This is a genomic window from Enterococcus sp. DIV0840 (assembly GCF_050527835.1).
In the GTDB taxonomy this organism is placed as follows: domain Bacteria; phylum Bacillota; class Bacilli; order Lactobacillales; family Enterococcaceae; genus Enterococcus_L; species Enterococcus_L ureasiticus.
On the sequence record NZ_CP172876.1, the window covers coordinates 1,243,070 to 1,267,032 of the forward strand.

Below are 23,963 nucleotides of genomic sequence, written 5' to 3' on the forward strand. Positions count from 1 at the left end.
CTATGAAAATTGGAATTATCGGCGCTATGGATCAAGAAGTAAAAATCTTAAAAGAAGCTTTATCTGATACTCGTTCTTGGGAAAGAGCAGGAGCAGTATTCGTGTCAGGTTCTTTAGGACGTCATGAAGTAATTGTAGTTCGTTCTGGTATCGGTAAAGTATTATCTGCGGTTACAACGACTTTGTTGATTCATCAATATGGTGTAAATATGGTGATCAACACAGGGTCAGCAGGCGGTATTGGTCAAGGTTTATCCGTTGGGGATTTAGTGATAGCAGATAAGCTAGGTTATTTTGATGTAGATGTTACTGGATTTGGCTATCAACCCGGACAATTGCCTGGTATGCCTTTGTATTATGAATCAAGCGATTATTTAAAAATTGAAATGAAAAAAGCTGCTGAGAAAACAGGAATGTCTATTCATCACGGTTTGATTGTAACAGGAGATTCTTTTGTGAACGATCAGAAAAAAGTGAAAGAAATCATTACTGAATTTCCAGAAGCACTGGCTTGTGAAATGGAAGGTGCGGCAATTGCTCAAGCAGCGGCACAATTTAATATTCCATTTTTAGTAGTTAGAGCAATCAGTGATACAGCAGATCATGAAGCTACTCAAACTTTTGATGAATTTATTGAAGAAGCTGGAGAAAAATCTGCACAAATGGTGATTAATTTTGTAGAACATCTGGTTTAACCTGTCCTACTTTTAAATGGAGGTCTTAGAATGAAAGCATTGATTTCGATCGATTACACGAATGATTTTGTGGCAACAGAGGGTGCTTTAACAACTGGTAATGCAGGCCAAGCGATTGAAAAATCTTTGGTTGAGGTGACGAAAAGGTTTACTGAAAATGAAGCATTCGTAGTCTATGCTATTGACCGTCATGAACAAAATGATCCTTATCACCCAGAGAATCGCTTGTTTCCAGCTCATAATATTGTTGGTACAACTGGACGAAATCTTTACGGAGAACTTGCAGAGGTTTATGAAGAAAGCTGTGAAAAAGCAACTGTTTATTGGATCGATAAGCGTAATTATTCAGCTTTTAGTGGGACGGATTTAGATATTCGCCTTCGTGAAAGGGGAATCACAGAGGTTCATTTAGTGGGTGTTTGTACGGATATTTGCGTGTTGCATACAGCGGTAGATGCCTATAATTTAGGCTATAAAATCGTCATTCATAAAAATGCGGTTGCTAGCTTTGATCCAGTCGGACATGAATGGGCGTTAAATCATTTTAAGCAAACCTTAGGGGCAGAGATAATTGAATGATTGAGAGAGAAGCAAAACTAAGAATAGTTTTGCTTCTCTTTTTTATTTTGTGACAAATGATAGCAATAGGGGTCACTATTTTTGTATTAAAAGGATGATCAAGATTATAATAAAAAAGAACAATAATAACTATTAAATCAGAATGGAAGTGATCGAATGCAGGCGCTAAAAAAAGAGGTTTCCGAATTCGAACTGTTTTATGATTTGATTTTTGCTTATGCGATCAGTCGTATTGCATCGATTTTATTTGTTGGTGTAGACCAAGTGTTATCTTTCAAAAGTCTTGGTGAATTTCTAATGTTGACACTTGTTTTTTGGACGATTTGGACGTATCAAACGGTCTTTGCCAATCGCTTCTCGATTAAGAACAAGACAAGTGCATTATTTTTATTTTTTGATATGTTCTGGGTGATTATTTTAGCTCAATCGATCAATGTTGACTTTGAGAAGACACATTTTACTTTCGCAGGAGCAACCTCTATTTTGTTTTTCAGTATTGCATTACAGTATTATTTGAAAATGAGAAGTACGGAAGATTCTGTAGTCAAAAAGCTATGTTCTCAATTAGCAATTGTTTTGTGCGCAAGTGGAGTGATTGGTTTTATTACGATTGTACCGTGGGGAGCTTATTCTGTTCGGTTTAGTATGTATGCGCTCGCTATTTTTATTACAGCATTTTTCCCGATCGTTATGAAAAAAGCGTTGGAAGACTTTCCAACGAATTTTGGACATTTAACGGAACGTTATAGTCTATTTACGCTATTATTATTTGGTGAAGCCGTGATTGCGGTTGCGAATACGATTATTTTTAACGAAATAAGTATTGGCAGTGTTTTATTCTTTCTATTAGTTGTGGTAATGTTTTTATTTTACAATGCAGTATACAAATCAGGGATCGATCGGGAAAAGGCAACGGCGGGTTTGGTTTTGATTCATTCTCATTATTTTATCTTCGTTGGTCTTGGGGTATCGATCGTTTTGTATGAAAACTATGTAGAAGGTGGAATCAAACCACTTTTCTTTACGCTATGTTTGGCGGCTAGTTTGATATTTTTCTTAGGTGGAACGATTGTTAATATGATCATTTATACAAAAAATAAACATAATTATCTTCCTTTTATTAGCAAAAGTGTTTTATATTTTGTAGCATGGATCGTGGTAAGCTTGCTATTACAAGATTTTATGGCACCATTTTTAATTGTTAATATTGTCTTTCTATTATTTTTACTGTATAAGGTCAAACAAGAACTTAAGTAGACAATGAAAATAAAATCCTCAGTCGAAATAACGGCTGAGGATTTTTTATACCCTTTTCTCCATACGTAAATATCCATTTTCATCTTCAGTCTGTTCATTATTCTTTATTTGATAGCCTAGACGTAAATAAAATTTTTTCGCTGTTCTAGAAGCAGGAATCTCGATTCGTTTTGCTCTGAGATAGAACGCATCATGTTCGATATGGTTCATGATAGCCGAACCGATTCCTTGCCCATGAAATTCCGGTAGCACAAATAAGCTCAAAATGATGCTCTCTGTTTGGCTATCCCAAAATGGGCAAATGGTTCCTGTACCAATTACCTCGCCAGCTGATTCTGCTACATAGGTATGAGCGTAGGCTGCTTGTTCAATAATTTTTTCAGGAGTGTATTCTGCAGCTAACTGTTTCATTTGTTCAATTGGATAATCTTTGCTGTTTATTTCTAAAAAGTTTCTTTTCAAAAGGTGAGCGATTTGTGGTGCATCAGTAGAAAGAAAAGGTCGGATGATCAGTTGCATTCAGTTGCTCCTTTCTCTTTTAAATAAGCAATTTTATGTTTTCTTGTTAGTTTTTTAAATGCATATTCTGCTTTAGTAGCGTCGCTGCGGCTATTGAATTTTTCAATATGAATCATTTTCGCTGGCAGTCGTGAGGGCAGTCGTGTATATTTTGCTCCGGTACCGCTGTTATGCTCTTTTAAACGGCGCTCAGGATCTGTTGTATAACCGCCATAAAATGTATCATCTTTACAATAAAGTACATAAAAATAGTGATCAGTCTCCATATAGCATCGCCTTCATTTCTGGTAAGTAGTTATTTTGTTCGTCATACGTGAATAATGGTGGTAAAACGCGAAAACCATCTTTTTTTCCTTGTTTGATTCCCTCGATCAATAAGGTGTTTGCTTCTTTTCCAACTTTAGGATAAACAAATTGAATTCGTTTAGGGGCAATATTTGCTGATTCCATGGCATGCAGTATATCTAAAAAACGGTCGGGACGATGAACCATTGCTAGACGACCATTTGTTTTTAAAAGTTTTGCCGATACCTCGATTACTTCTGTCAGTGTTGTATGGATCTCGTGACGGGCAATCGCTAGGTGAGGATTCGGATTTTTTTGACTTGTGGGTAGTTCTTTGAAATAGGGCGGATTACATAACACTAAATCGACTGAGTCCGGTTTAACAACAGTCGTCGCTTCTTTTAAATCCAATTCTAGCATTGTCATTTGTTCATCTAACTGATTGAGTTGAATACTTCTTTTCCCCATATCAGCTAGACGCTCTTGTAACTCGATTTGTGTTATTTTAGCTTTTGTTTTACGGCTGGCAAATAAACCAACTGCTCCGTTTCCAGCACAAAGATCAACGATCGTACCGTTTTTAGGGAATGCAGGGAAATTTGCTAGTAAAACAGCATCTATTGAAAAAGAAAAAACTTCTTTGCTTTGAATGATTTGGATATCATCAGCAAATAACTGATCGATTCTCTCACCAGGTAGTAACATGTTCAACTCATTCCTTTATCTTTTTTCGTTTTAAATTCGTTTAACTAAATAATATTTAGTAGTACCAATAAAAGGTGTGTCAGCAAGCTGGCCAAACACTTGGTAGCCGTATTTTTCATAAAACGTTTTTGCTTGATAGTCTTGGGTATGGATTGTTATAAGGCTAGAACCTGATTCGACAGCAAAAGCTTCCGCTTTTTTGAGTAGCTGTGTGCCATACCCTTCACCGCGATAGTTTTTATTGATTGCTAATAATGAAATATGGGTCGCATTCATCCATTTATTCGCTGTGATACCACCGATATAAAGATCCTTGTCATATAAAGCGAGAGAAAAAGGTTGATTTGTTTCAGCGGGAATACTTTTTTCTTCTTCCTGATTTTCAGAAAGTAGTTTGATCAGTTTGGCTTCATTTTCTTTTTGATTCAGTGATTTATAGTCAATCATCAGTTTAACCCCCAGTTTTTTTGAATTATATCGTAAAGCTCTTTGATGGAACAGATGATATCCTTATATTATACTACAATTAAGATTAGAAGAAACCTGTGAAAAAGACTTGTCAAAAGCATCAATTTTCGGCATACTTATAGCTAGTGAAAAGAAAGGAAGAAAAACATGTTTTTTACATTTATGCGTGGCGTTGTCCGGGTTGTTTTATTTATTATCAACGGCAATGCGCACTATGAAAAGAAAGACCGTATTCCTCAAAATGAAAATTATATTTTAGTTGCACCTCATAGAACTTGGTGGGAGCCGTTGTATTTAGCTGTGGGTGGATCACCGAAAAAGTTTAGTTTTATGGCAAAAAAAGAACTATTTAAGAATCCTTTTCTAAGTTTTATTTTAAAGCATGCAAATGCCTTTCCTGTAGATCGGGAAAAACCTGGTCCAAGTGCAATCAAAACACCCGTGAAAACATTAAAGAATACTGATTTAAGCCTGGTGATGTTTCCAAGTGGAACGCGTCATTCTTCTGAGTTAAAAGGCGGCGTAGCACTGATTGCAAAAATGGCCAAAGTTAAAATCGTTCCAGCTGTGTATCAAGGGCCTTTGACGTTGAAAGATTTATTTAAACGTCGTCGTGTGACTGTTCGTTTTGGTGAACCAATCGATGTTAGTGACATTCCAAAAATGGATAAAGAGGGCATTGCTGAGGTTGAACGAAGAATGCAGGCAACTTTTGACAGTTTAGATCAAGAAATTGATCCTAATTTTAAATATGAAGTGAAGGAATAACAGCGAAATTTGTGTTTTGATCCTTTCGAGCTTGGGAATGACTCTAAGAGTTATATTTCAAGCTTTTTTTTTAGTTTAAAAAATTCTATACGTTTGAACCATATATTTCTCCGTAAATTTGGTATAATAGTAAGAAGGACTTTTTTAGGTGGTGGGAAAATGCGATTTTTACATACAGCAGATTGGCATATTGGCAAGAAATTACATGGATACGATTTATTAGAAGAGCAAGCAGATGCATTCCAACAGATTCTAAAGATCGCTAAAAAGGAAAAAGTGGACGCAATAGTCGTTGCAGGTGATCTATATGATCGCTCAGTTCCTTCCGTTGAAGCAATCGAAGTCTTCAATCGAATGATCGTAGAAATGAATTTACAAGAAAAATTTCCAGTGTTGGCAATTTCGGGAAATCATGACAGCAGTACCCGTTTAGAAACGGGAGGGCCGTGGTTTGTCCAGTCAGATTTTCATTTGAATACTCGTTTGGATCAGGCGTTTGAACCTGTGGAAATGGGGAACACACAATTTTTTCTATTGCCTTATTTTGAACCGATTTCTGCTCGGCTATATTTTGATAATGAAGAAATCCGGACAATTGAACATGGAATGAAAGAAGTCGTTACAGCGATGGAGAAAAAATTCAAACCTGATATGGCACATGTTTTAGTCAGTCATTTTTTTGTAGCTGGCAGTGAAAAGTCTGATTCGGAAACAAAATTGATGGTCGGCGGCTTGGATACAGTACCGTTATCGTTACTGGAGTCTTTCGACTATGTCGCGTTAGGTCACTTACATGGGAAAAAAGCGTTGCAGGCCGAAAATGCACGATATAGTGGGTCACCATTAAAATTTTCACTATCTGAAATGAACCAGAAAAAAGGGGTTTGGATCGTTGATACTGAGGTTGATGAAACAAGATTTGAATTTAAAGAAATCACACCGCTAAGGGACGTCGTACAAATCGAAGGCAGTTTTAAAGATCTGACTGCACAAGCGTTTTATGAGTCGATCGATCGTGAAAATTATTTACATATTCAATTGACAGATCGTGCTGTAATTCCTAACATGATGAATCAGCTACGACAAATTTATCCAAGAGTGATCGGTGTCGAACGTTTATTTGGAAGAGAAGAACAACAGAAAAATAATGAAACAAAAAAGGAAATCAAAACCTTAGCACCTATTGAATTAGTAGATCAATTTTTTTCAGAAGTAACGGGAGAAGAGATGACCCCTCAACAACAGGTTTGGATCAATGACAATTTAGCAGCGCTTCATCAAGCAGAAAGAGGGAAATAAGTTGAAACCATTAACATTAACATTAAAAAACTTTGGACCTTATATTGCTGAAACGATTGACTTTAATAAGTTTGAAGACTCGTCACTATTTTTGATCAGTGGTAAGACGGGTTCAGGGAAGACCACGATTTTTGATGGGATGAGCTATGCTTTATTTGGTGAAAGCTCCGGAAAGTTACGACAAGGCAAAGAAATGCGTTCGACTTTTGCTGATCCATCGGAGCCAACAGAGGTTCATTTGGCTTTTTCTCATGGGGACTATTTTTATGATATTACTAGAAAACCAGAACAAGAACTTTATAAAAAACGCGGAGATGGGACTCGTACTCAAAGTGCTAAGATCTCGTTGATCGTCAAAGATTCTTCTGGAAAAGAGCTAAGAGAATATACGAAACGCCGAGAAGTTGATAGCTTTATTCAAGAACTGCTGCATTTGGATGCTACGCAATTTGCTCAGATCGTTCTTTTGCCGCAAGGAGAATTTAGAACCTTTTTGATTGCAAATAGTAACGATAAAGAAAAAGTGCTACGAAATTTATTTGGTACGCAGTTGTATCAGACGTTAAACGAGCAGTTAAAAACACAATTGAAGTCAGTTAATAAGGGAATTGAAGCGACGCAACAAATGATTCAAGCAAAATTGGATCAACTTTATTGGCAAGAACAATTACTAGAAGAATTGTCCGTAGAGCAGCAATTAGCCGCATTAGATCAACAGCAAGAATTGATGATCAAGCAACAAGCTGCAGAAAAATCGGAATTAATGATTTTACAGAAACAAAAGCAGAGCAAAGAACAAGAAAAATTCGCTTTAGAAGAACTAGCCAATGAATTTTTAAAACAAAGTCAGCTTAAAAGTCAAAAAGAAGAATTAGATCAAGCGACTGAGATGATTGAGAAATTAAGAACAGAAGAACTACAACTTCAATGGGTAAAAAATCATCAAGGATTGATTGAGAAAATCGATGAAAAAACCAAACTGATTTCAGCCTACGAACAAGAGCTGAAAGAAAATAAAATAGAACAGGTAACACAGCAGCAACTGATCCAACGATGGGAAAATGCGCAAAAAGAAAATTTAGATCAAGAAGCTGAAATAAATAAAATCAAAGAAAAAGTCACACAGTTACAATTCCAAATTCCGTTATATGAAGAGAAAGAAAAAGTATCAAACACAATCAAAAAAAATTCTATAGAACTAGAAACAATAATGGGCAAGTTGACTAAAATAAAAGAAATACAAATCAAAGCTGAACACGAGTATCAAAAAGAACTCGCTGTCATAGAAAAGCAGGTTCAAATTGAAAAAGAACAGTTAGAATTAGAACGTCATCAAGCACAATGGCAGACTTTTTTAGAAAGTTGGGAAAATCAGAAACAACTTGAAGTGAAAAAAATCGCGATCAAGGAACAGCTGAATAATAAGAATACAGAACTCAAGCAAGCAGTGGTTGAGAAAGAGACGATTTACCAACAAGTTGCAGAACAAAAAAGCCAATGGGCAAAAATGCAGATCAGCCGTTTAAGCTTGTTTTTAGTGGAAGGTGAACCTTGTCCAGTTTGCGGTTCAGTGGAGCATCCAAATCAAAATGAACATCAAGAGTTTTCATTAGAGGAAATTCAAGCTATAGAAAATCAGCTCAATCATATTGAGCAAACGGCACAAAAACAAGAAGCAGCGGTTGCAAAACTGCAAGCCCAATTAAGCCAAACGAAGATTACTGAACAAGAATTACAAAAAGAGTTAGACTTGCAAAATAGAAAAGTGCGATCACTTCTTGAACAATTACAAGAAAAACAAATCGTCACTCTAACTGAACCTTTGACCTTAGACGAGATCGAACAAACTACAAGCAATTTTCAGGCTTTATCGGTTAAATTTGAAGATGAGTTAGAACGAATCGAAACGGCTAAAAATAAAATCATTGAATCAGAAAAAACAGTGAAAGAGCAACAAGATAAAGTGTCTGAAAAAGAAAAAATCGTCACTGAAAAACAGCAAGAACAAGCAGCGAATCAAACAAAATTAAAAACAATTTCAGAACAATTGAGCGCTGAAAACCTTACTTTAATCGAAATAAAAATTGATAAACAACAACTAGAACAACAAATAATGCAATGGGAAACACAAAAACAAGAAATCGACGAACAATTAGGAAAACTAAAAGAAAATCGATTGTTGTTAAAAAATAGTGAAGAACATCTTGCAAAAGAACAGGCTGCAAATTTAGCTGAAAAAGTATCGTTGGAAAAACAATTTTCAGCAGTCTTAAAAGAATCAAGGTTTGAACTAGACGAAAAAATAGTTCGTGTTTTATTAAGAGAAGTCCCTAAATTAGAAGCAATCAAAGAAGAATTGACTGCTTTTGATAAGAAAAAAGATCAATTATTGTTCCAATTAACCGAACTAGAACAAAAGCTTGAAAATAAGGAAAAGCCTGAAATAACAAGCTTGCTTGAGGAAATTGAAACATTGACCGTTTCACTTCAAGCAAAAGAAGCAAATTATTATCAACAGCAGGAAAAAATTCAAGCCAATGAAAAGATTCAAAAACAAGTCAAAGAATTGATTGTTTCAGTTGAACAGCAGTGGGAAGAAGTAACAGCTTTACACCAATTGGCAGCAACCGTCAATGGCGATAATCCAAGAAAAACTAGTTTGGAAAGGTATGTCCTACAAACGTATTTGGAAGAAGTTTTAAAAGTAGCCAATCAACGTTTAAGTTTATTGACGAATAATCGTTATCAATTTGAATTAAACCAAGATTCAGGGAGTTATAAAAATCAAACGGGTCTTGAAATCAATGTGTATGATGATAATGCAGGAAGCACACGTAGTGCTCATACATTATCTGGCGGTGAAAGTTTTATTGCGGCACTAGCTTTAGCCTTGTCTTTAGCTGAAGTGATTCAAGAACAGGCCGGTGGTGTTTTAATTGAAGCTTTATTCATTGATGAAGGATTTGGTTCTTTAGATGAAGAAGCCCTAGAAATGGCAATGGAGGCGTTAGAAACAATCGAAAATGAAGGAAGAATGATCGGTATTATCAGCCATGTAAGTGAATTAAAAGCAAGGATTCCACAGCAATTACAAATCAAAACAAATGGAAATGGTCAAAGTCAAGTGACCTATCAAACGGCTTAAACAGTCTAGGAGGTGAGAGTATGAAGTGGAGTATTCCAGAACGAATCGTTGAACGCGGCAGGGATTATATGAAAGAAGGCAGAGTTTTGTCAGTCGTACAGGACGCTGAGAGAAAAGTTTGGCACGCAGAAGTTCTGGGGAATGAACTGTATCGTGTGCAATTAGATGGAACGGCTAAAGAAAATGATATTTGTGAATGTCCATATTGGAAAGATCACGGTTATTGTAAGCATACGGTGGCTGTTGAGTTATATTTACGTCAAAAAGGAACGTCACGAATCATTAAAGCAGACCAACCTGTTACCTTTGAAAAACGATCTGTGTCTATTTCAGAAATGTTTACCAAAGGGTTTGCCAAGCTAAATCAAGTTGAAGAAAAAAGTAAAATTACGCCGCTGACTGTTGAATATATCGTCGATGTTATTGAGACGAATAGTTATTATCCGGAATTAGCTGTTTTAGGTGTTTCATTGCGTCTTGGAAATCAAGGGGTGAAACCTAAAACCTATATTATCAAAAATATTGGTGAGTTTTTCCAGACCTTTCAAAAGGAAGGTAGTTTTTTAATCAATAAACAGCATCATTTTGATTTAGTGAAAGAAGCTTTTTCAATTGAAAACCAAGAGTTGCTAGAGCAACTTTCTGCCATTTATCAAACCAGTCAATTACTTGGTGCTAATGGGATTCAAGTCAAAGGGAAAATCGATAAGCGGTACCTTGTGCTACCGATCGACCAAGGACAAAAACTACTTGAAAAAATGAGCCTGATTCCTCATTTTCAATTGAACGATGAGGGGAAAAAATATCGACACCTTTCGTTTGTGAACGGAACGTTACCGATCTTTTTTAATATAAGCAAACAACTAGATGGTTCGTATAAATTGGCGATTGATGACCAGATAACAACATTTTTATCACATTATCAATGGGGTTTCAGTCAAGATCAGGTCTATATTTTTAAACAAGAACAAGAAGCAATCTACACGACGTTATTACAATTACTAAAACGGGTCGAAAAACCTGAGATCATGTATGAAAAACCAGAGTTGTCTGATTTATTTGGTAGTGTTATTCCCTTACTGAAAAAAATAGGTACAGTGACAGTCAGTGAAGAAGTTACACAAGAAGTGGTTTATCATCCCTTAGAAACAATCTTTATTTTTCGCAAAATCAAAGGAATGATCAAGGTTAGGGTCGATTTTACTTATGGAGAAGTTGTTTTTTCAACGGATGATGAACATTCAGTTGCCTCAGGAGCGAATCAGGAAGTTGTGCGTGACGGTAAAAAAGAACAAGAAATTTTAGAACAATTAACAGCTTTCGGTTACCAAAAAGTTACCGATGGTTATGAGAAATCTTTGCCGGCTGGTGAACGTTTGTATTATTTCTTTAAAGCAGAAGTGCCGACTTTCCGCCGTTTAGGTGAAGTTCGTATGGGGAAAAAATTGCGGGAATTATATTTAGATGCTGCTCATCATCAACCGCTGATCGAAGTTTCTGACTCTGATTCTTGGTTGGATGTGCGTTTTGATATCACTGGAATTGCAGAACAGGAAATCGATGCGGTTTTAGCAAGTTTATTACGAAATGATCGTTTTTATACTTTGGAGACGGGAGAAGTTCTATCGTTAGATTCAGAAGAATTTCAGCAGACAAGTGAAGTTTTGACGATGTTGAGAAAGAATATGAAGAATGTTCAGGGAACGATTCAAGTACCCAGAAATCAAGGTTTAATGATCGAAAGTATGCTTGAAAACAATACTAGAGCACATTTTTCAGACTCTTTTAAAGAAATGGTTTCAAATCTAACTCATCCAGAAAACTTTGAAGCTGTGTTACCTGAAAAAATCCAAGCAACACTTAGAAGCTATCAAATCGACGGCTTTAAATGGCTAAAAATGCTTAGCTATTATCAATTTGGCGGTATTTTAGCGGATGAAATGGGTCTTGGGAAAACACTTCAAACGATCACCTATTTATTATCTGAAAAAGAAGAACAAAAGCAAACAGGAGCAGCGTTGATCGTGGCACCTGCCAGTCTGATTTATAACTGGGCAGCGGAACTAAAGAAATTTGCTCCGGATCTGCAAGCAGAAGTTGTTGCTGGAAATAAATCAGAACGTGAAAAGTTGGCAAATCAAGAAAATCTTGATGTATTGATCACCTCATATGCTAGTCTTAGACAAGATATTGATATGTATCAAGGACTGAATTTAGGTTATTTGATTTTAGATGAAGCCCAAATGGTGAAGAATAGTGGAACCAAAACAGCTCAAGCCTTAAAAAGTTTGACAGTCCCACAACGGTTTGCCTTAAGTGGAACACCGATCGAAAATAATTTAGATGAGCTGTGGTCGATTTTCCAAATGATCATACCGGGCTTATTCCCATCGAAAACTCTATTTAGATCAATGAAGCCAGAAGAAATTGCTAAAATGATCCAGCCGTTTATTTTAAGACGAGATAAGAAAACAGTATTGGCAGACTTGCCTGATAAGATCGAAAGTAATTTGTACAGTGTTCTTACAGAAGAACAAAAAACAGTTTACTTAGCGTATCTAAAACAAATGCAAGAAGATGTCAGCCAAATGGATCAGGATTCCTTTAAGAAGAATCGCTTGAGTATTTTAGCAGGATTGACTCGTTTACGCCAAATTTGTTGTGATCCAAGCTTGTTCATTGATGATTACACTGGTGGTTCTGGGAAATTAGAGCAGGTCAAAGACTTGCTAGTAGCTGCTAAAGAAAACAATCGACGTGTGTTGCTTTTTTCTCAATTTACAAGTATGTTGTCAATCATTGAAAAAGAGTTGCATGAATTAGACTTATCGACATTCTATTTAAGAGGAAGTACGAAACCTAAAGAACGGATGGAAATGGCAGATGCGTTTAATGCGGGTGAAAAGGATGTCTTCTTGATTTCATTGAAAGCTGGTGGAACAGGTTTAAACTTAACAGGTGCTGATACTGTGATTCTTTACGATTTATGGTGGAATCCAGCAGTGGAAGAGCAAGCAGCCGGACGCGCACACCGAATCGGCCAAAAAAATGTTGTAGAAGTGTGGCGAATGATTGCAGAAGGTACCGTTGAAGAAAAAATGGACTCCTTACAGCAGGAGAAACGTGAACTGTTCCAAAAAGTGATCCAAGGAAACGAAGAGCAGTTAGCAAAAATGACTGAAGATGATATTCGAATGATCTTGAGTATTGGTGAATAAGGAAAAATGCAGCGTAGACTTAGAGAAAAAACTAAGCATACGTTGCATTTTTTTATGAAAATAATGATTGAATCGTAGGGAACAAATCATCAAATGAGGTAACTTCTTTAATATGATAAGCTTCTTCATCACTAGGCATTTCACGTAGACGATGATTGAACCATAAAGATTTCCAGCCACCATTTTTAGCACCTGCAATATCATTTTCAAAGCTATCTCCGACATACAATGTACGTTCGCAGTCCATGCCAAACTCTTTTGCAGCTAAATCAAAAATTTCTCTTTCTGGTTTTTGAAAGCCAGTACTTTGAGAAATAATAATGTTGTCAGTTGGTACCCAATTTTCTAATTGAAGCTGTTTTACTTTTTTAAATTGATGATCTGTAGGGCCATTTGTAATGATTCCCATCGGAATGTTTTTCTCTTTTAAGAAATCAAAGACTTTTTTTACTTCTGGATGCATCACGATATTATCCAATTCATCTTCGTATGTTTTTTGGAAAGTAAGTCCATCTTCTTGTGAAACAGTTGGATAATTTAGATCTTTTAGCGATTCATTGATTCGGAAAAAACGCATATACTCAAGAGTCCATTCATTCGCCATGACCTTTGGAAAGGTTTCATCGCTATGAAAACGAAAGCGAATATATAATGCATGCATGTCTTCATCTTTCACACAAGGAAAGACTGATTTGATTGCGTTTCTAAAAGGTTGTTGCTGGTCGTAAATTGTATCATCAACATCAAAAACAATAGTTTTCATTAAAAATAGTGCACCCCTTAATAATTTTCAGAAAAATTTTCAAAATCCTTTTCCATTGTAGCGAACTTTTTCACAAAAGAACAGAAAGAAAATTTTAATTTAGATTAGAAAGCTGACAAGGTAGGAATAATGAGGCAGAGATTCTCAAGCAAGCTCAGTAAATTAAAACATAGAAAAAAAGTGATTTCTTAACCATAAAGCGAATAAAAAAACATATTTTGAAAATTTATTCTTCAAAAAAGTAATGTCGATAGTAAATTTTTGAAGTAGAAAAAAAATCCTACATTTAGTATAATAAAAAACAGAAACACCGATCAGGCCTATCTTCCCCAAGACATAAGCAACTCATCGGTGTTTTTTATGATGTACATGTATACCTCTAATTTAACAAATAGTTTTTATATTTTCAAGTGATTGACATAACACTTGCTAGCGCTTTTCAAAATGTATAAAAAACTGGTAAGAATGTCTTCTACCCATTTTTTACTGTGACGTTAGTTCCTTTTTTGTATCCCAAATAGCGAAGATTGCACCAAAAATAATCGATAGTACTGACCAGATATAGAAATCACCATATCCACCTGCAAGTAAAAAGGCGATGATCCCTCCGGCAATATAAAACCCAGCTGCCACAAAAACTCCATTACCAGGAAAACTTCGAGTTGTAAACGCAACGATTCCTACGACACAAGATTGAAATAGGACGAATAACGACAAAATAATACTAATAATACCAATAACTAATTTTGCTGTTTTCACTTAAACACTCCTTAAAATAATAAACCAAAACTTTGAATTACCAACATATTCCTAACTATAATAAAGTTAAAATAACAAATTATCAATATGAAATTCCGTTTATTAGTATTATATTTTGGGGATATTAGTCAATAAAACGAAACCTCTTTTTTGAAGGAACTTGGTAGAAAAGTTGCTTTTGATCCAACAATTTTTTTCTTTTTTTGTGAAAAATTAAGGGCGTTCAAACTTTGCATACTCTTCTTTCTTTGCGTATAATAGTCATAGTGTCATAAGAAAGGGGAGTTTATGTTAAAACGATTTTTTAGTTATTATAGACCATATAAGCACTTATTTATTTTAGATTTTGGTTGTGCTGTTCTAGCTGGTTTACTGGAATTATCATTTCCAGTTGTTGTGAATCAAGTTATCGATAAAATCATGCCTAAGGGAAATTTTAGATTGATTGCCTTAGCCTGTATCGGTTTGCTTTTATTTTATATACTTAATACCTTTTTACAGTATATTGTGGTATTTTTTGGTCATAAATTGGGGGTAAATATTGAAACCGATATGCGTCGTGAACTTTATGGTCATTTACAGACGCAACCGTTTGAATATTACGACAATCAAAAGACTGGGAAATTGATGAGCCGTTTAACAACAGATTTATTTGAAATTTCTGAAGTTGCTCATCATGGACCAGAAGATGTATTTATCACAGTAATGACTTTAGTTGGGGCATTTTACTTAATGCTTCGAATTCATGTACAGCTAGCTTTGGCTACGTTTATTGTATTGCCATTTATTACAATCGCCTTGGTTTTTTTCAATAAGAAAATGACAAAGGTCAATACAAAAATTTACGATAACCTTGGTGAATTTAATGCGGGAGTTGAAGCTTCAGTCAGTGGAATTCGTGTGACACAGTCTTTTGCTAACGAGCCATTTGAGCGTCAACGCTTTGAAGGGTTAAATCAAGCATACCGCCAATCAAAAATCACATTCTATAGAGTGATGGGAATTAGTTCGGCGTACAATTACTTTTTAATTCGTTTAATCAATTTGTTTACACTGATTTTTGGTGCATATTATACGATTAAAGGCGAAATTACAGATGGCCAATTTGTTGGATTTATTCTATTATCGAATGTGTTTATTCGTCCAATTGAAAAAGTCAATAATATGATCGAAAGCTATCCAAAAGGAATCGCTGGATTTAGACGATTTACTGAAGAAATCGATAAGAAGCCTGCAATTCAAGATAAGCCTGATGCAATAACGGTGGATCATTTGCATGGTGATATTATCTATGATGATGTTTCATTTTCTTATGCTGATTCTACGAAAGTATTGAATCATATCAATATGCAAATCGTACCTGGTGAAACGGTTGCGTTTGTAGGACAAAGTGGTTCAGGAAAAACAACACTATGTAACTTGTTACCGCGCTTTTATGAAGTAACAGAAGGGCAAATTACCATTGACGGAATCAATGTTCAAGACATGACACTAACTTCATTGAGAAGTCAAATCGGGATTGTCCAACAAGATGTTTTCTTATTTCCTGGAACGATTCGGGAAAATATTGCTTATGGTAAACTTGATGCAACAGAAGAAGAAATCCAAAAAGCTGTAAAGTTAGCTCATTTAGAAAAAGTAGTCGATCAAATGTCGGATGGTTTAGATACGATGATCGGTGAGCGAGGGGTTAAACTTTCTGGTGGACAAAAACAACGGGTAGCAATTGCTCGTATGTTTCTAAAAAATCCGCCGATTTTAATTTTGGATGAAGCAACGTCTGCATTAGATACTGAAACAGAACAAGTGATCCAAGAATCATTGAATTCTTTAGCAGAAGGCAGAACAACACTAATAATTGCTCATCGCTTGGCAACGATCAAACATGCGACAAGGATCATTGTAGTCAGTGACAAAGGAATATTAGAAGAAGGAACGCATGAAGAATTACTTGCAAAAGGTGGACATTATCGTCGATTGCATGATGCACAATTCAGAGACTAATAAAAAAGAGGACGAGACAAAAGTGTTTATTTCTGAAGGAGCTGCTTTTTTCTCACCGTTTATTCGTATTTAGAGCCCGAAACAAAACTGATTTCTAGTTTTGTTCCGGGCTCTTTTTTAAGATCTTTTACGAGGTTTTCTTTCTAGACCAATGGCATTTTTCATTCGCTGTAATGTTTTATTAGCAACTAGGCGAGCTTGTTCAGCACCTTTATCAAGGATGTCATCTAGTTCATCAGAAGCGAGTAATGCATGATAACGCTCTTGAATTGGAGTCAGTAAGTCAACGACTGCTTCAGCTAAATCAGATTTAAAGTCGCCATACCCTTTTCCTGCATATGCTTCAACTAATTCGTCTACAGGACGACCTGTAGCAGCAGAGAAGATATTTAGTAAATTAGAAATACCTGGTTTGTTTTCTGGATCATATTCAATGATTCCTGTGGAATCAGTTACGGCCGATTTGATTTTTTTGCGGATGATAGTTGGCTCATCTAGCATTGAAATAAAACCTTTAGCATTTGAATCTGATTTACTCATTTTACTAGTTGGATCCTGTAAGCTCATCACGCGTCCGCCTTGTTCAGCGATTTTTACTTCTGGAAGAACTAGAATTTCTTGATTTGCTTGTCCATAACGTTTATTGAATCGTTCTACAAAATCTCGTGTCAATTCTAAGTGCTGTTTTTGGTCATCTCCCACAGGAACAAGGTTTGCATTATACAAAACAATGTCTCCTACCATTAAAGGTGGATACGTTAAAAGACCAGCGCTCACCCCTGTACGACCATTTTTTTGTGATTTATCTTTAAATTGAGTCATACGCTCTAATTCACCGATAGTTGTATTGCACTGAATAATCCATGCAGCCTCAGCATGAGCCGAAACCTCAGATTGAATAAAGATTGTTGCTTTTTCAGGATCAAGCCCTACAGCTAGATACAGAGCTGCTAAACCACGTGTCTGTTGACGAAGCTTCAAAGGATCTTGTGGAACTGTGATTGCATGTTCATTAACAATACAAAAATAACAGTTATAATTATTTTGTAATTCAATAAATTGTTTCATTGCACCAATATAATTTCCAATTGTTGGTATTCCGCTAGGCTGAATACCAGAAAAAATTGTTTCCATAAAGTAACCACCTTAATCTATTATTAAAAAGTCATTGATACCATTATACAGCTAAAAATAAAAAAAAACAGGATTACCGAAAAAAAAATAAAATGTCAGAATTTTTAGACTAGTACAGTTATAGCAGATTATCAAAGCTGTATCAGTTTTGTATGTTTTGAAAACGTTATAATTTTATATGACAAAAAAACGAACTTTATTTCAATATTTTAAAAAAACACGTAAAATAACGAAAAATTATGTTTTTTCTTGGAAAAAGAGCTAGTATTTTTATTAGAAGTTGGGTATACTTACATTAAATAGGAAAACAGTTCGGTTTCCTGTTTCAAAAAAGTGATGAGAATCACAAAAAGGAGTGATGCACATGTTGACACTTTATACTTCCCCAAGTTGTACGTCTTGCCGTAAGGCTCGTGCATGGTTGCAAGAACACGAGATTCCATTCAAGGAAAGAAATATCTTCTCAGAACCATTGAATATTTCTGAATTGAAAGCAATTTTGCGAATGACAGAAGATGGAACAGAGGAGATTATCTCTACTCGTTCTAAAGTTTTCCAAAAACTTAATATGGATTTGGATGAACTTCCTTTGCAGGACTTGCTAGAGTTAGTAAAAGAGAATCCTGGATTGTTGCGTCGACCAATAATGATTGATGAAAAAAGATTACAGGTTGGTTTTAATGAGGATGAAATTCGACGTTTCTTGCCAAGAGGAGTTAGGCAGTTGGAATTACGTCAAGCGCAATTGATGGCAGGTTTATAAAATGTAAAAAGGAGAACCTTTGTCCTTGTGACAAAGGTTTTCTTTTTCTATTATTTTCTACATAGCAAGTTATTTATTTCTTTTTTTAAAATAATTATAAAAAAAGAGCATATAAGTATATAAGACAACTTTTTAGGAATATACTAAGACAGCAGTTTATTTAAGAATATTGTTACTTTTCCCTTTACATTTGGCGTGATTCCGCTACAATGTACGTAAGAATAAGTTTCCTGATTAGCAAAAGTGAGGTGTAGCGACATGGAAATGGAACATATCAATGAAAATACCATACGTGTGTTGATCGGCAATGAAGATTTAGCTGATAGAGGAATCACCTTTTTAGATTTACTCGGCAATCACAAAGAAGTAGAGAACTTTTTCTACAGTATTTTAGAAGAAGTTGATGTGGAAGATGAATTTCAGGGCAGTGAAGCTGTTACCTTTCAGGTTCTGCCAAAAAGTGATGGATTGGAACTATTTATTAGTAAGAATGCATCAATTGATGAAGTATCTAATTTTGAAGGCTTTAACGATCTTAATTCAGAAGAAGTTAGTAATATAATTCGTAAACAAATCGAAGAAGATTTTGCTGATGAAACACAGGAATTTGCTGATAGCACAGTAAAAAATTTAGTGTTTGAACTTAATGATTTTGATACAATGGTCCAATTAGCAAATGAAGTATTCTTGCAGTCTGTTATAGCGAATTTATATACATTTAAAGGAACATATTATCTCCAAGTTATTTTCTTATTGGATGAATTAGGCAAAACGGATGTAGAAAATGAATTAGCTCAGTTATTGGAATTTGCGGATTTATCTGCGGTGACATCTGAGACATTGACTGAATACGGAACATGTATCATGGAACGTAATGCCTTGGAGTTAACAAGATACTACTTTGATTAAACTTTAAAAAACTGGGACAAAGCGATTGTGCTTTGTCTCAGTTTTTTTGATGAATCAACATTTTTTCTGCGTATCTTAATTATGAGGTGAGTTATATGTTGAATGCATATTCAAAAGACAAAGAAGTGGTAACATTGTTGAATTTATCTAGAGAAAAGATCGAGCAACTAAAAGGCAAGAATTATTTTTGTCCAGCATGCAGTCATCCTGTTCGGATAAAGAATGGGAAGGTTAAATTACCGCATTTTTCTCATTATAGTAACAGCACTTGCAGTATTTATTCAGAAGGTGAGACGGTAGAACATTTGGCACTAAAAGAAGCTTTTGTGAAGTGGTGTGAGAAAGAAGATATTGAATATGAACTAGAAAAATATTTACCTGACTTGAATCAGCGTCCAGACCTTTTGATAGGGAATATTGCATTAGAGATTCAGTGCAGTCCCTTAAGCACACAACGATTAATTGAACGAACCAGCAGCTATCAAAAACATGGCTATATTCCGATTTGGATCTGTGGTAAAAAGTTATTTTCTAATCGCCAAACTTTAAACGAATTAGCTAAAAACCTGTGTTATTATTCTGATGGATTAGGTTTTTATTTGTGGGCAGCGGATTGGGAAAAAGAAGAATTAAGTTTGCATGTACATATCGAAGAGGATTGGAAAAAGAGAATGTACTCTTTAAAAAAAAGCTGGACTTTTTATAGTGATCGTTTACTAAAAATTTTTGATTTTCCTAAGAAACCGAAAATGTATATTCAACGAAAATTTAAAATCGGAGTGCTGATACAAGAGTATTATTCCGAGTTGAATAGAAAATTATATACGAGAGATGAGAAGATAAGAATGCTTCAAGCTGAATTATATAACAATCGTTTTCATCTACTTCAATTGCCAAATTGGTTTTATTATCCAGGTCTTCATATTTTCTGTTGTAGAGGGTCGGATATGTTGTTGAAAGTTCGAATTTGGAATTTGGTACAGTTTTTTGATCAGAATGTTTTTAGGCATTTAGAATTGATTCAAATGTTAAAGAAGGAGTTGGACCAATCAGCTGAATTGTTTTATGAGCTGCCGAATATTCCTTTTAAGACAGTTCAAACTTATTGCTTAAATCAGATACTTATTTATTTGATCGCTTGTAATCATTTAGTTAAAGTTGACAATGGTTGGAAAGTAAATGCAAGTAACGCTGTGCAAAGGATTTCAGAAGTGGAAGAGCGGTTGAAAAAAATAGAAAATAAATACCTAATAACTGCTACTCCTTTAAAAAATGTGATAAGATAAATCTGTGTAAGAATAACTTAAAAAGGAGCCGATGTAATGAGTGAAGCAAAGCAATTACCAGAACGTTCGAGTTTGCCAATTGAGAAAACGTGGGACTTGACCAAAATTTTTAAAGACGATCAAGCTTTTGATGAAGCATTTCAAGCATTGTCAGATGAATTAAAAGAAGTTGAACAGTTTAAGGGAACGTTAGCGAAAGGTAGCGAGGCATTTTTAGGTAGTATTGAGATGTTATTAAGTATTTATCGTAAAATCGAAGTAATTTATGTGTATGCTCATTTAAAAAATGATCAAGACACTACTAATACAACTTACCAAGCCTTATATGCCAGAGCCAGTTCTTTATTAGCACAAGCAAGTGAAGCTGTTGCGTGGTTTGAACCAGAAGTATTATCTTTAAGTGATGACAAGATTTGGGGCTATTTTGATGAAAATTCGAAGTTAGAGATCTACCGTCATTTTATTGAAAATATTTTGAGTGATCGTCCACATATTTTATCTGCTGACCAAGAAGCATTATTAGCTGGTGCCGGGGAAATTTTTGAAGCATCGAGCAATACTTTTTCTATCTTGAATAATGCAGATTTGAAATTTCCAGTGATCGAAAATGAAAAGGGTGAAAAAATTCAGCTGACTCACGGCATGTATGGACAGTTAATGGAAAATATCGATAGAAGTGTTCGTGAAGAAGCATTTAAGGGTCTTTATACTGTTTATGACCAATTCAAAAATACCTTTGCCCAAACGTTGAGTTCACATGTGAAGGCTCACAATTATAAGGCTAAAGTTCGCAACTATTCTTCTGCAAGAGAAGCTGCGTTAAGCAATAACCATATACCGGAAAGTGTTTATGATACATTAATAGATGTGGTGAATCAAAACCTACCATTACTGCATCGTTATGTGTCTTTACGTAAACGTTTATTGAAATTAGATGAACTTCACATGTATGACATGTACACGCCGATCTTGGGTGAGGCTTCAATCAAATATTCGTATGAAGAAGCAAAAGATAAAGCAATCACTGCCTTAAATCCGATGGGTGAGGAATATTTAAATATAGTGAAAACGGCATTCAATGACCGTTGGATCGATGTTGTTGAAAATCAAGGGAAACGTAGTGGAGCCTATTCATCTGGTGCTTACGATACAGCGCCTTACATCTTAATGAACTGGCACGATAGTTTAGATCAATTGTACACGTTAGTTCATGAAATGGGTCATAGTGTTCATAGTTATTTCACGCGTAATAATCAGCCTTATGTTTATGGAGATTATTCTATTTTCTTAGCGGAAATTGCTTCAACAACTAATGAAAATCTTTTAACAGAATATTTATTAGAAACAGAAACGGATCCTCGAATTCGTGCATATGTATTAAATCATTATTTAGATGGTTTTAAAGGCACCATTTTCCGTCAAACACAATTTGCTGAATTTGAACATTTTATTCATACTGAAGATGCGAAGGGAACACCGTTAACTAGTGAGTATTTGGGCGATTATTATGGGGAGTTAAATCAGAAATATTATGGTCCTGAAGTGATGAAAGATCCTGAAATTTCTTTAGAGTGGTCACGTATTCCTCATTTTTATTATAATTACTATGTCTATCAGTATGCAACAGGTTTTTCAGCTGCATCAGCTTTAGCAAATAAAATTTTGGCCAATGAGCCGCTTGCGTTGGAAAACTATTTGACTTATTTGAAGTCAGGTAGCAGTGATTATCCAATAGAAGTAATGAAAAAAGCTGGAGTAGATATGACAAAACCGCAATATATAGAAGATGCGATGCATGTCTTTGAAACAAGATTAGGTGAGCTCGAAGCGCTTGTCGCGTCTTTAGAACAATAAAATAAACTGCTTCTCTTAATAAGTGAGAGAAGCAGTTTATTTTTTAAAGTAAATGCAAATGTCCGTGTGGAACTCGAGGTTCATTATAATGGTTTAATTCAAATTTCTCATGAAAATACTGTAGATTATCTTCAGATGTTTCACAAAGTCTTTTGATTTCATCCATGGATTCACAATCTTCTACGAGTACGCCGAAATCACGATCACAAGTATAATTGTAAACTACTGCGGAAGGATGTTTTGCAATTCCCATTTCACGAGCAATTTGTTGATCCGTTTGAAAAGATTCTTTTACAAAATCAGATTGACGATCGGCTTTAAACATATCTAAATCGCCGCCAGCTTCGACTACTAGTTTTTCAGCTAGTTCTGAAGAGTAGGGAATGTTATCTACTGCAACAGCTTTTTGTAAGCCAAGAAGTAGATGGCGTCCTTTTTTCTTTCCTTGTAATTGTGCTGCTTTATAATCTAATGCAGCTGAATAAATATCTTCAAACAATTGATTACGTTGTTCAATATCATGTGTTGGAATATCAAATAACTTTATAAGATGGTTAATAGTTCTCATATTGACGAGTGGGATGAAACGAAATTGAATTTTTTTGTTTTCAGTTTCAACCAATTTTAAAATATCCTTTTCTACGTTGAGACAAATGCCCCCCAAAGGATTAACGAACAGATAAATTTCAATCATTCATACTTCCTCCAATTTGACCCTTTTGCGACTAGACATCATTTCTCAACTAAGTGTCCCTAATTTATCAGAAAATCTGGGAAAAATGAAATGATATGTTTTCACTATAATAACTTCTTAATCTTTTTCATTTGAGCTTAGCATCATCCGTTGGATTTTGTTTGGTGACGGGGATTCTTTGATAGTTAAAGTATCCAATAAGGCAAGAAAATCTCTCTTTCCATTAACAGCGTCATCAACTTCTAATTCCAATTCAAAATCATGCTGCTCATTGTACCAACTTTCATCTAGCGCGAGTAAACCTTGGGGAAGTTTTATTTCTGCACGTTTAGTTGTTAGGCTGCCGATTAAACGTAAATCATCTTTGTTGATTCCTAAATTAGTTAACTTGTTGTAAACATTTCCAGAATTTGGAAGTGTAGCCGATTCAACGATCCGATGAGCTTCTTCAATAGAAAGTGCATCGTTAATTTCAAGTAGGCCAACTTTTTCAGGTATTTTCAAAGTGATTTCTGCATTATTTGGTAGTGTACGAACTCTTAAACCGATATGTTTCTTTTTTAGTTGAAAATCGGCTGAATCAAAATAATAATTGGTTTGTGTAAAAAATTGTTCTTCTTTTAGTTGAAAGTAGTCAATAGTACGGGAAAACTCTTCGATAGATAATAATGTTTTAAATTCTATTTCTAAATTTTCACTCACTGTTGTTTGACCCACCTTCTTTAATTTAATTCAATTTTTGCATACTTTACCCATTTACGTCAAGAAAAGTGAACTAGAAGTTAAAAAATTCGCTATTGTCGAAAAATTATAGACAATTTCTCAAATTACCCTATTTTTCACAGCTCTATGGTAAAAT

At 35.1% G+C, this 23,963-nt stretch carries 21 protein-coding genes; 12 read left to right on the forward strand and 9 right to left on the reverse strand.

All coding sequences use genetic code 11. From position 1 onward, the window contains the following. The first annotated feature begins 2 nt into the window (after positions 1-2). The 3 genes from IGL98_RS05855 to IGL98_RS05865 all read left to right on the forward strand — a co-directional run bounded on the left by IGL98_RS05855 (position 3) and on the right by IGL98_RS05865 (position 2,531). The gene (locus IGL98_RS05855) at positions 3-695 is read left to right on the forward strand and encodes a 5'-methylthioadenosine/adenosylhomocysteine nucleosidase (protein WP_206844360.1); all 693 of its coding nucleotides are present in this window, start codon (positions 3-5) and stop codon (positions 693-695) included. Positions 696-725: 30 nt separating this feature from the next. Then, positions 726-1,274, forward strand: coding sequence for a cysteine hydrolase family protein (locus IGL98_RS05860; RefSeq protein ID WP_206912374.1), 549 nt, complete (start codon positions 726-728; stop codon positions 1,272-1,274). Between the two features lie 156 nt (positions 1,275-1,430). Beyond that, positions 1,431-2,531: a low temperature requirement protein A gene (locus tag IGL98_RS05865; protein ID WP_206912372.1), complete on the forward strand. Its 1,101-nt coding sequence runs from the start codon at positions 1,431-1,433 to the stop codon at positions 2,529-2,531. 45 nt (positions 2,532-2,576) lie between these two features. Here IGL98_RS05865 and IGL98_RS05870 read toward each other — a convergent pair whose 3' ends face one another. From IGL98_RS05870 to IGL98_RS05885, 4 genes are read right to left on the reverse strand one after another with little or no spacing between them, the layout of a single operon-like run. Continuing rightward, on the reverse strand, positions 2,577-3,050 hold the full coding sequence (locus IGL98_RS05870; RefSeq protein WP_206912370.1) for a GNAT family N-acetyltransferase: 474 nt from the start codon (positions 3,048-3,050) through the stop codon (positions 2,577-2,579). Continuing rightward, the gene (locus IGL98_RS05875) at positions 3,041-3,316 is read right to left on the reverse strand and encodes a GIY-YIG nuclease family protein (protein ID WP_206844350.1); all 276 of its coding nucleotides are present in this window, start codon (positions 3,314-3,316) and stop codon (positions 3,041-3,043) included. Before IGL98_RS05875 ends, IGL98_RS05870 begins: the two co-directional genes overlap by 10 nt. Continuing rightward, positions 3,306-4,040 (reverse strand): tRNA1(Val) (adenine(37)-N6)-methyltransferase, encoded by a 735-nt coding sequence (locus IGL98_RS05880; protein ID WP_206844347.1) that lies wholly within the window; start codon positions 4,038-4,040, stop codon positions 3,306-3,308. Before IGL98_RS05880 ends, IGL98_RS05875 begins: the two co-directional genes overlap by 11 nt. Before the next feature lie 30 nt (positions 4,041-4,070). Beyond that, positions 4,071-4,487 (reverse strand): GNAT family N-acetyltransferase, encoded by a 417-nt coding sequence (locus IGL98_RS05885; RefSeq protein WP_206844343.1) that lies wholly within the window; start codon positions 4,485-4,487, stop codon positions 4,071-4,073. Between the two features lie 168 nt (positions 4,488-4,655). Here IGL98_RS05885 and IGL98_RS05890 point away from each other — a divergent pair, with 168 nt between their 5' ends. The 4 genes from IGL98_RS05890 (at position 4,656) to IGL98_RS05905 (ending at position 12,938) form a co-directional block, all read left to right on the forward strand. Then, positions 4,656-5,276: a lysophospholipid acyltransferase family protein gene (locus IGL98_RS05890; RefSeq protein ID WP_010760710.1), complete on the forward strand. Its 621-nt coding sequence runs from the start codon at positions 4,656-4,658 to the stop codon at positions 5,274-5,276. A 159-nt stretch (positions 5,277-5,435) separates the two neighbouring features. Continuing rightward, positions 5,436-6,575, forward strand: coding sequence for an exonuclease SbcCD subunit D (locus IGL98_RS05895; protein WP_206844341.1), 1,140 nt, complete (start codon positions 5,436-5,438; stop codon positions 6,573-6,575). A gap of 1 nt (position 6,576) precedes the next feature. Further along, a complete protein-coding gene (locus IGL98_RS05900) occupies positions 6,577-9,720 on the forward strand; it encodes an AAA family ATPase (RefSeq protein WP_206912368.1) in 3,144 nt (1,047 codons plus the stop codon). Positions 9,721-9,740: 20 nt separating this feature from the next. Next, a complete protein-coding gene (locus IGL98_RS05905) occupies positions 9,741-12,938 on the forward strand; it encodes a DEAD/DEAH box helicase (protein ID WP_206912366.1) in 3,198 nt (1,065 codons plus the stop codon). Between the two features lie 52 nt (positions 12,939-12,990). On the opposite strand, the gene IGL98_RS05910 is transcribed toward IGL98_RS05905, so the two are convergent. Both IGL98_RS05910 and IGL98_RS05915 read right to left on the reverse strand, forming a co-directional pair. Then, positions 12,991-13,701 carry an HAD family hydrolase gene (locus IGL98_RS05910; protein ID WP_069645237.1) on the reverse strand — a complete coding sequence of 237 codons (711 nt, stop codon included), beginning with the start codon at positions 13,699-13,701 and terminating at the stop codon, positions 12,991-12,993. Between the two features lie 483 nt (positions 13,702-14,184). After that, the gene (locus IGL98_RS05915) at positions 14,185-14,460 is read right to left on the reverse strand and encodes a hypothetical protein (protein WP_206912358.1); all 276 of its coding nucleotides are present in this window, start codon (positions 14,458-14,460) and stop codon (positions 14,185-14,187) included. A 288-nt stretch (positions 14,461-14,748) separates the two neighbouring features. Here IGL98_RS05915 and IGL98_RS05920 point away from each other — a divergent pair, with 288 nt between their 5' ends. Further along, positions 14,749-16,464, forward strand: a complete 1,716-nt coding sequence (locus IGL98_RS05920; protein ID WP_206912355.1) for an ABC transporter ATP-binding protein — start codon at positions 14,749-14,751, stop codon at positions 16,462-16,464. 117 nt (positions 16,465-16,581) lie between these two features. Here IGL98_RS05920 and trpS read toward each other — a convergent pair whose 3' ends face one another. Beyond that, positions 16,582-17,598: a tryptophan--tRNA ligase gene (trpS, locus tag IGL98_RS05925; RefSeq protein WP_206912353.1), complete on the reverse strand. Its 1,017-nt coding sequence runs from the start codon at positions 17,596-17,598 to the stop codon at positions 16,582-16,584. A 364-nt stretch (positions 17,599-17,962) separates the two neighbouring features. Between trpS and spxA the strand changes: the two genes are divergently transcribed. From spxA to pepF, 4 genes are all read left to right on the forward strand, one after another. After that, positions 17,963-18,361, forward strand: a complete 399-nt coding sequence (gene spxA, locus IGL98_RS05930) for a transcriptional regulator SpxA (protein ID WP_010760718.1) — start codon at positions 17,963-17,965, stop codon at positions 18,359-18,361. A gap of 258 nt (positions 18,362-18,619) precedes the next feature. Continuing rightward, the gene (locus IGL98_RS05935; RefSeq protein WP_206844325.1) at positions 18,620-19,270 is read left to right on the forward strand and encodes an adaptor protein MecA; all 651 of its coding nucleotides are present in this window, start codon (positions 18,620-18,622) and stop codon (positions 19,268-19,270) included. Between the two features lie 95 nt (positions 19,271-19,365). Then, positions 19,366-20,556, forward strand: a complete 1,191-nt coding sequence (locus IGL98_RS05940; RefSeq protein WP_206844320.1) for a competence protein CoiA — start codon at positions 19,366-19,368, stop codon at positions 20,554-20,556. Between the two features lie 36 nt (positions 20,557-20,592). Next, complete coding sequence (gene pepF, locus IGL98_RS05945) at positions 20,593-22,410, forward strand: oligoendopeptidase F (protein ID WP_206844318.1); 1,818 nt, start codon at positions 20,593-20,595, stop codon at positions 22,408-22,410. Positions 22,411-22,453: 43 nt separating this feature from the next. On the opposite strand, the gene IGL98_RS05950 is transcribed toward pepF, so the two are convergent. Both IGL98_RS05950 and IGL98_RS05955 read right to left on the reverse strand, forming a co-directional pair. Beyond that, a complete protein-coding gene (locus IGL98_RS05950; protein WP_069645230.1) occupies positions 22,454-23,104 on the reverse strand; it encodes a ClpXP adapter SpxH family protein in 651 nt (216 codons plus the stop codon). 117 nt (positions 23,105-23,221) lie between these two features. After that, positions 23,222-23,806 (reverse strand): CYTH domain-containing protein, encoded by a 585-nt coding sequence (locus tag IGL98_RS05955; RefSeq protein ID WP_206912352.1) that lies wholly within the window; start codon positions 23,804-23,806, stop codon positions 23,222-23,224. Between the last annotated feature and the right edge of the window lie 157 nt (positions 23,807-23,963).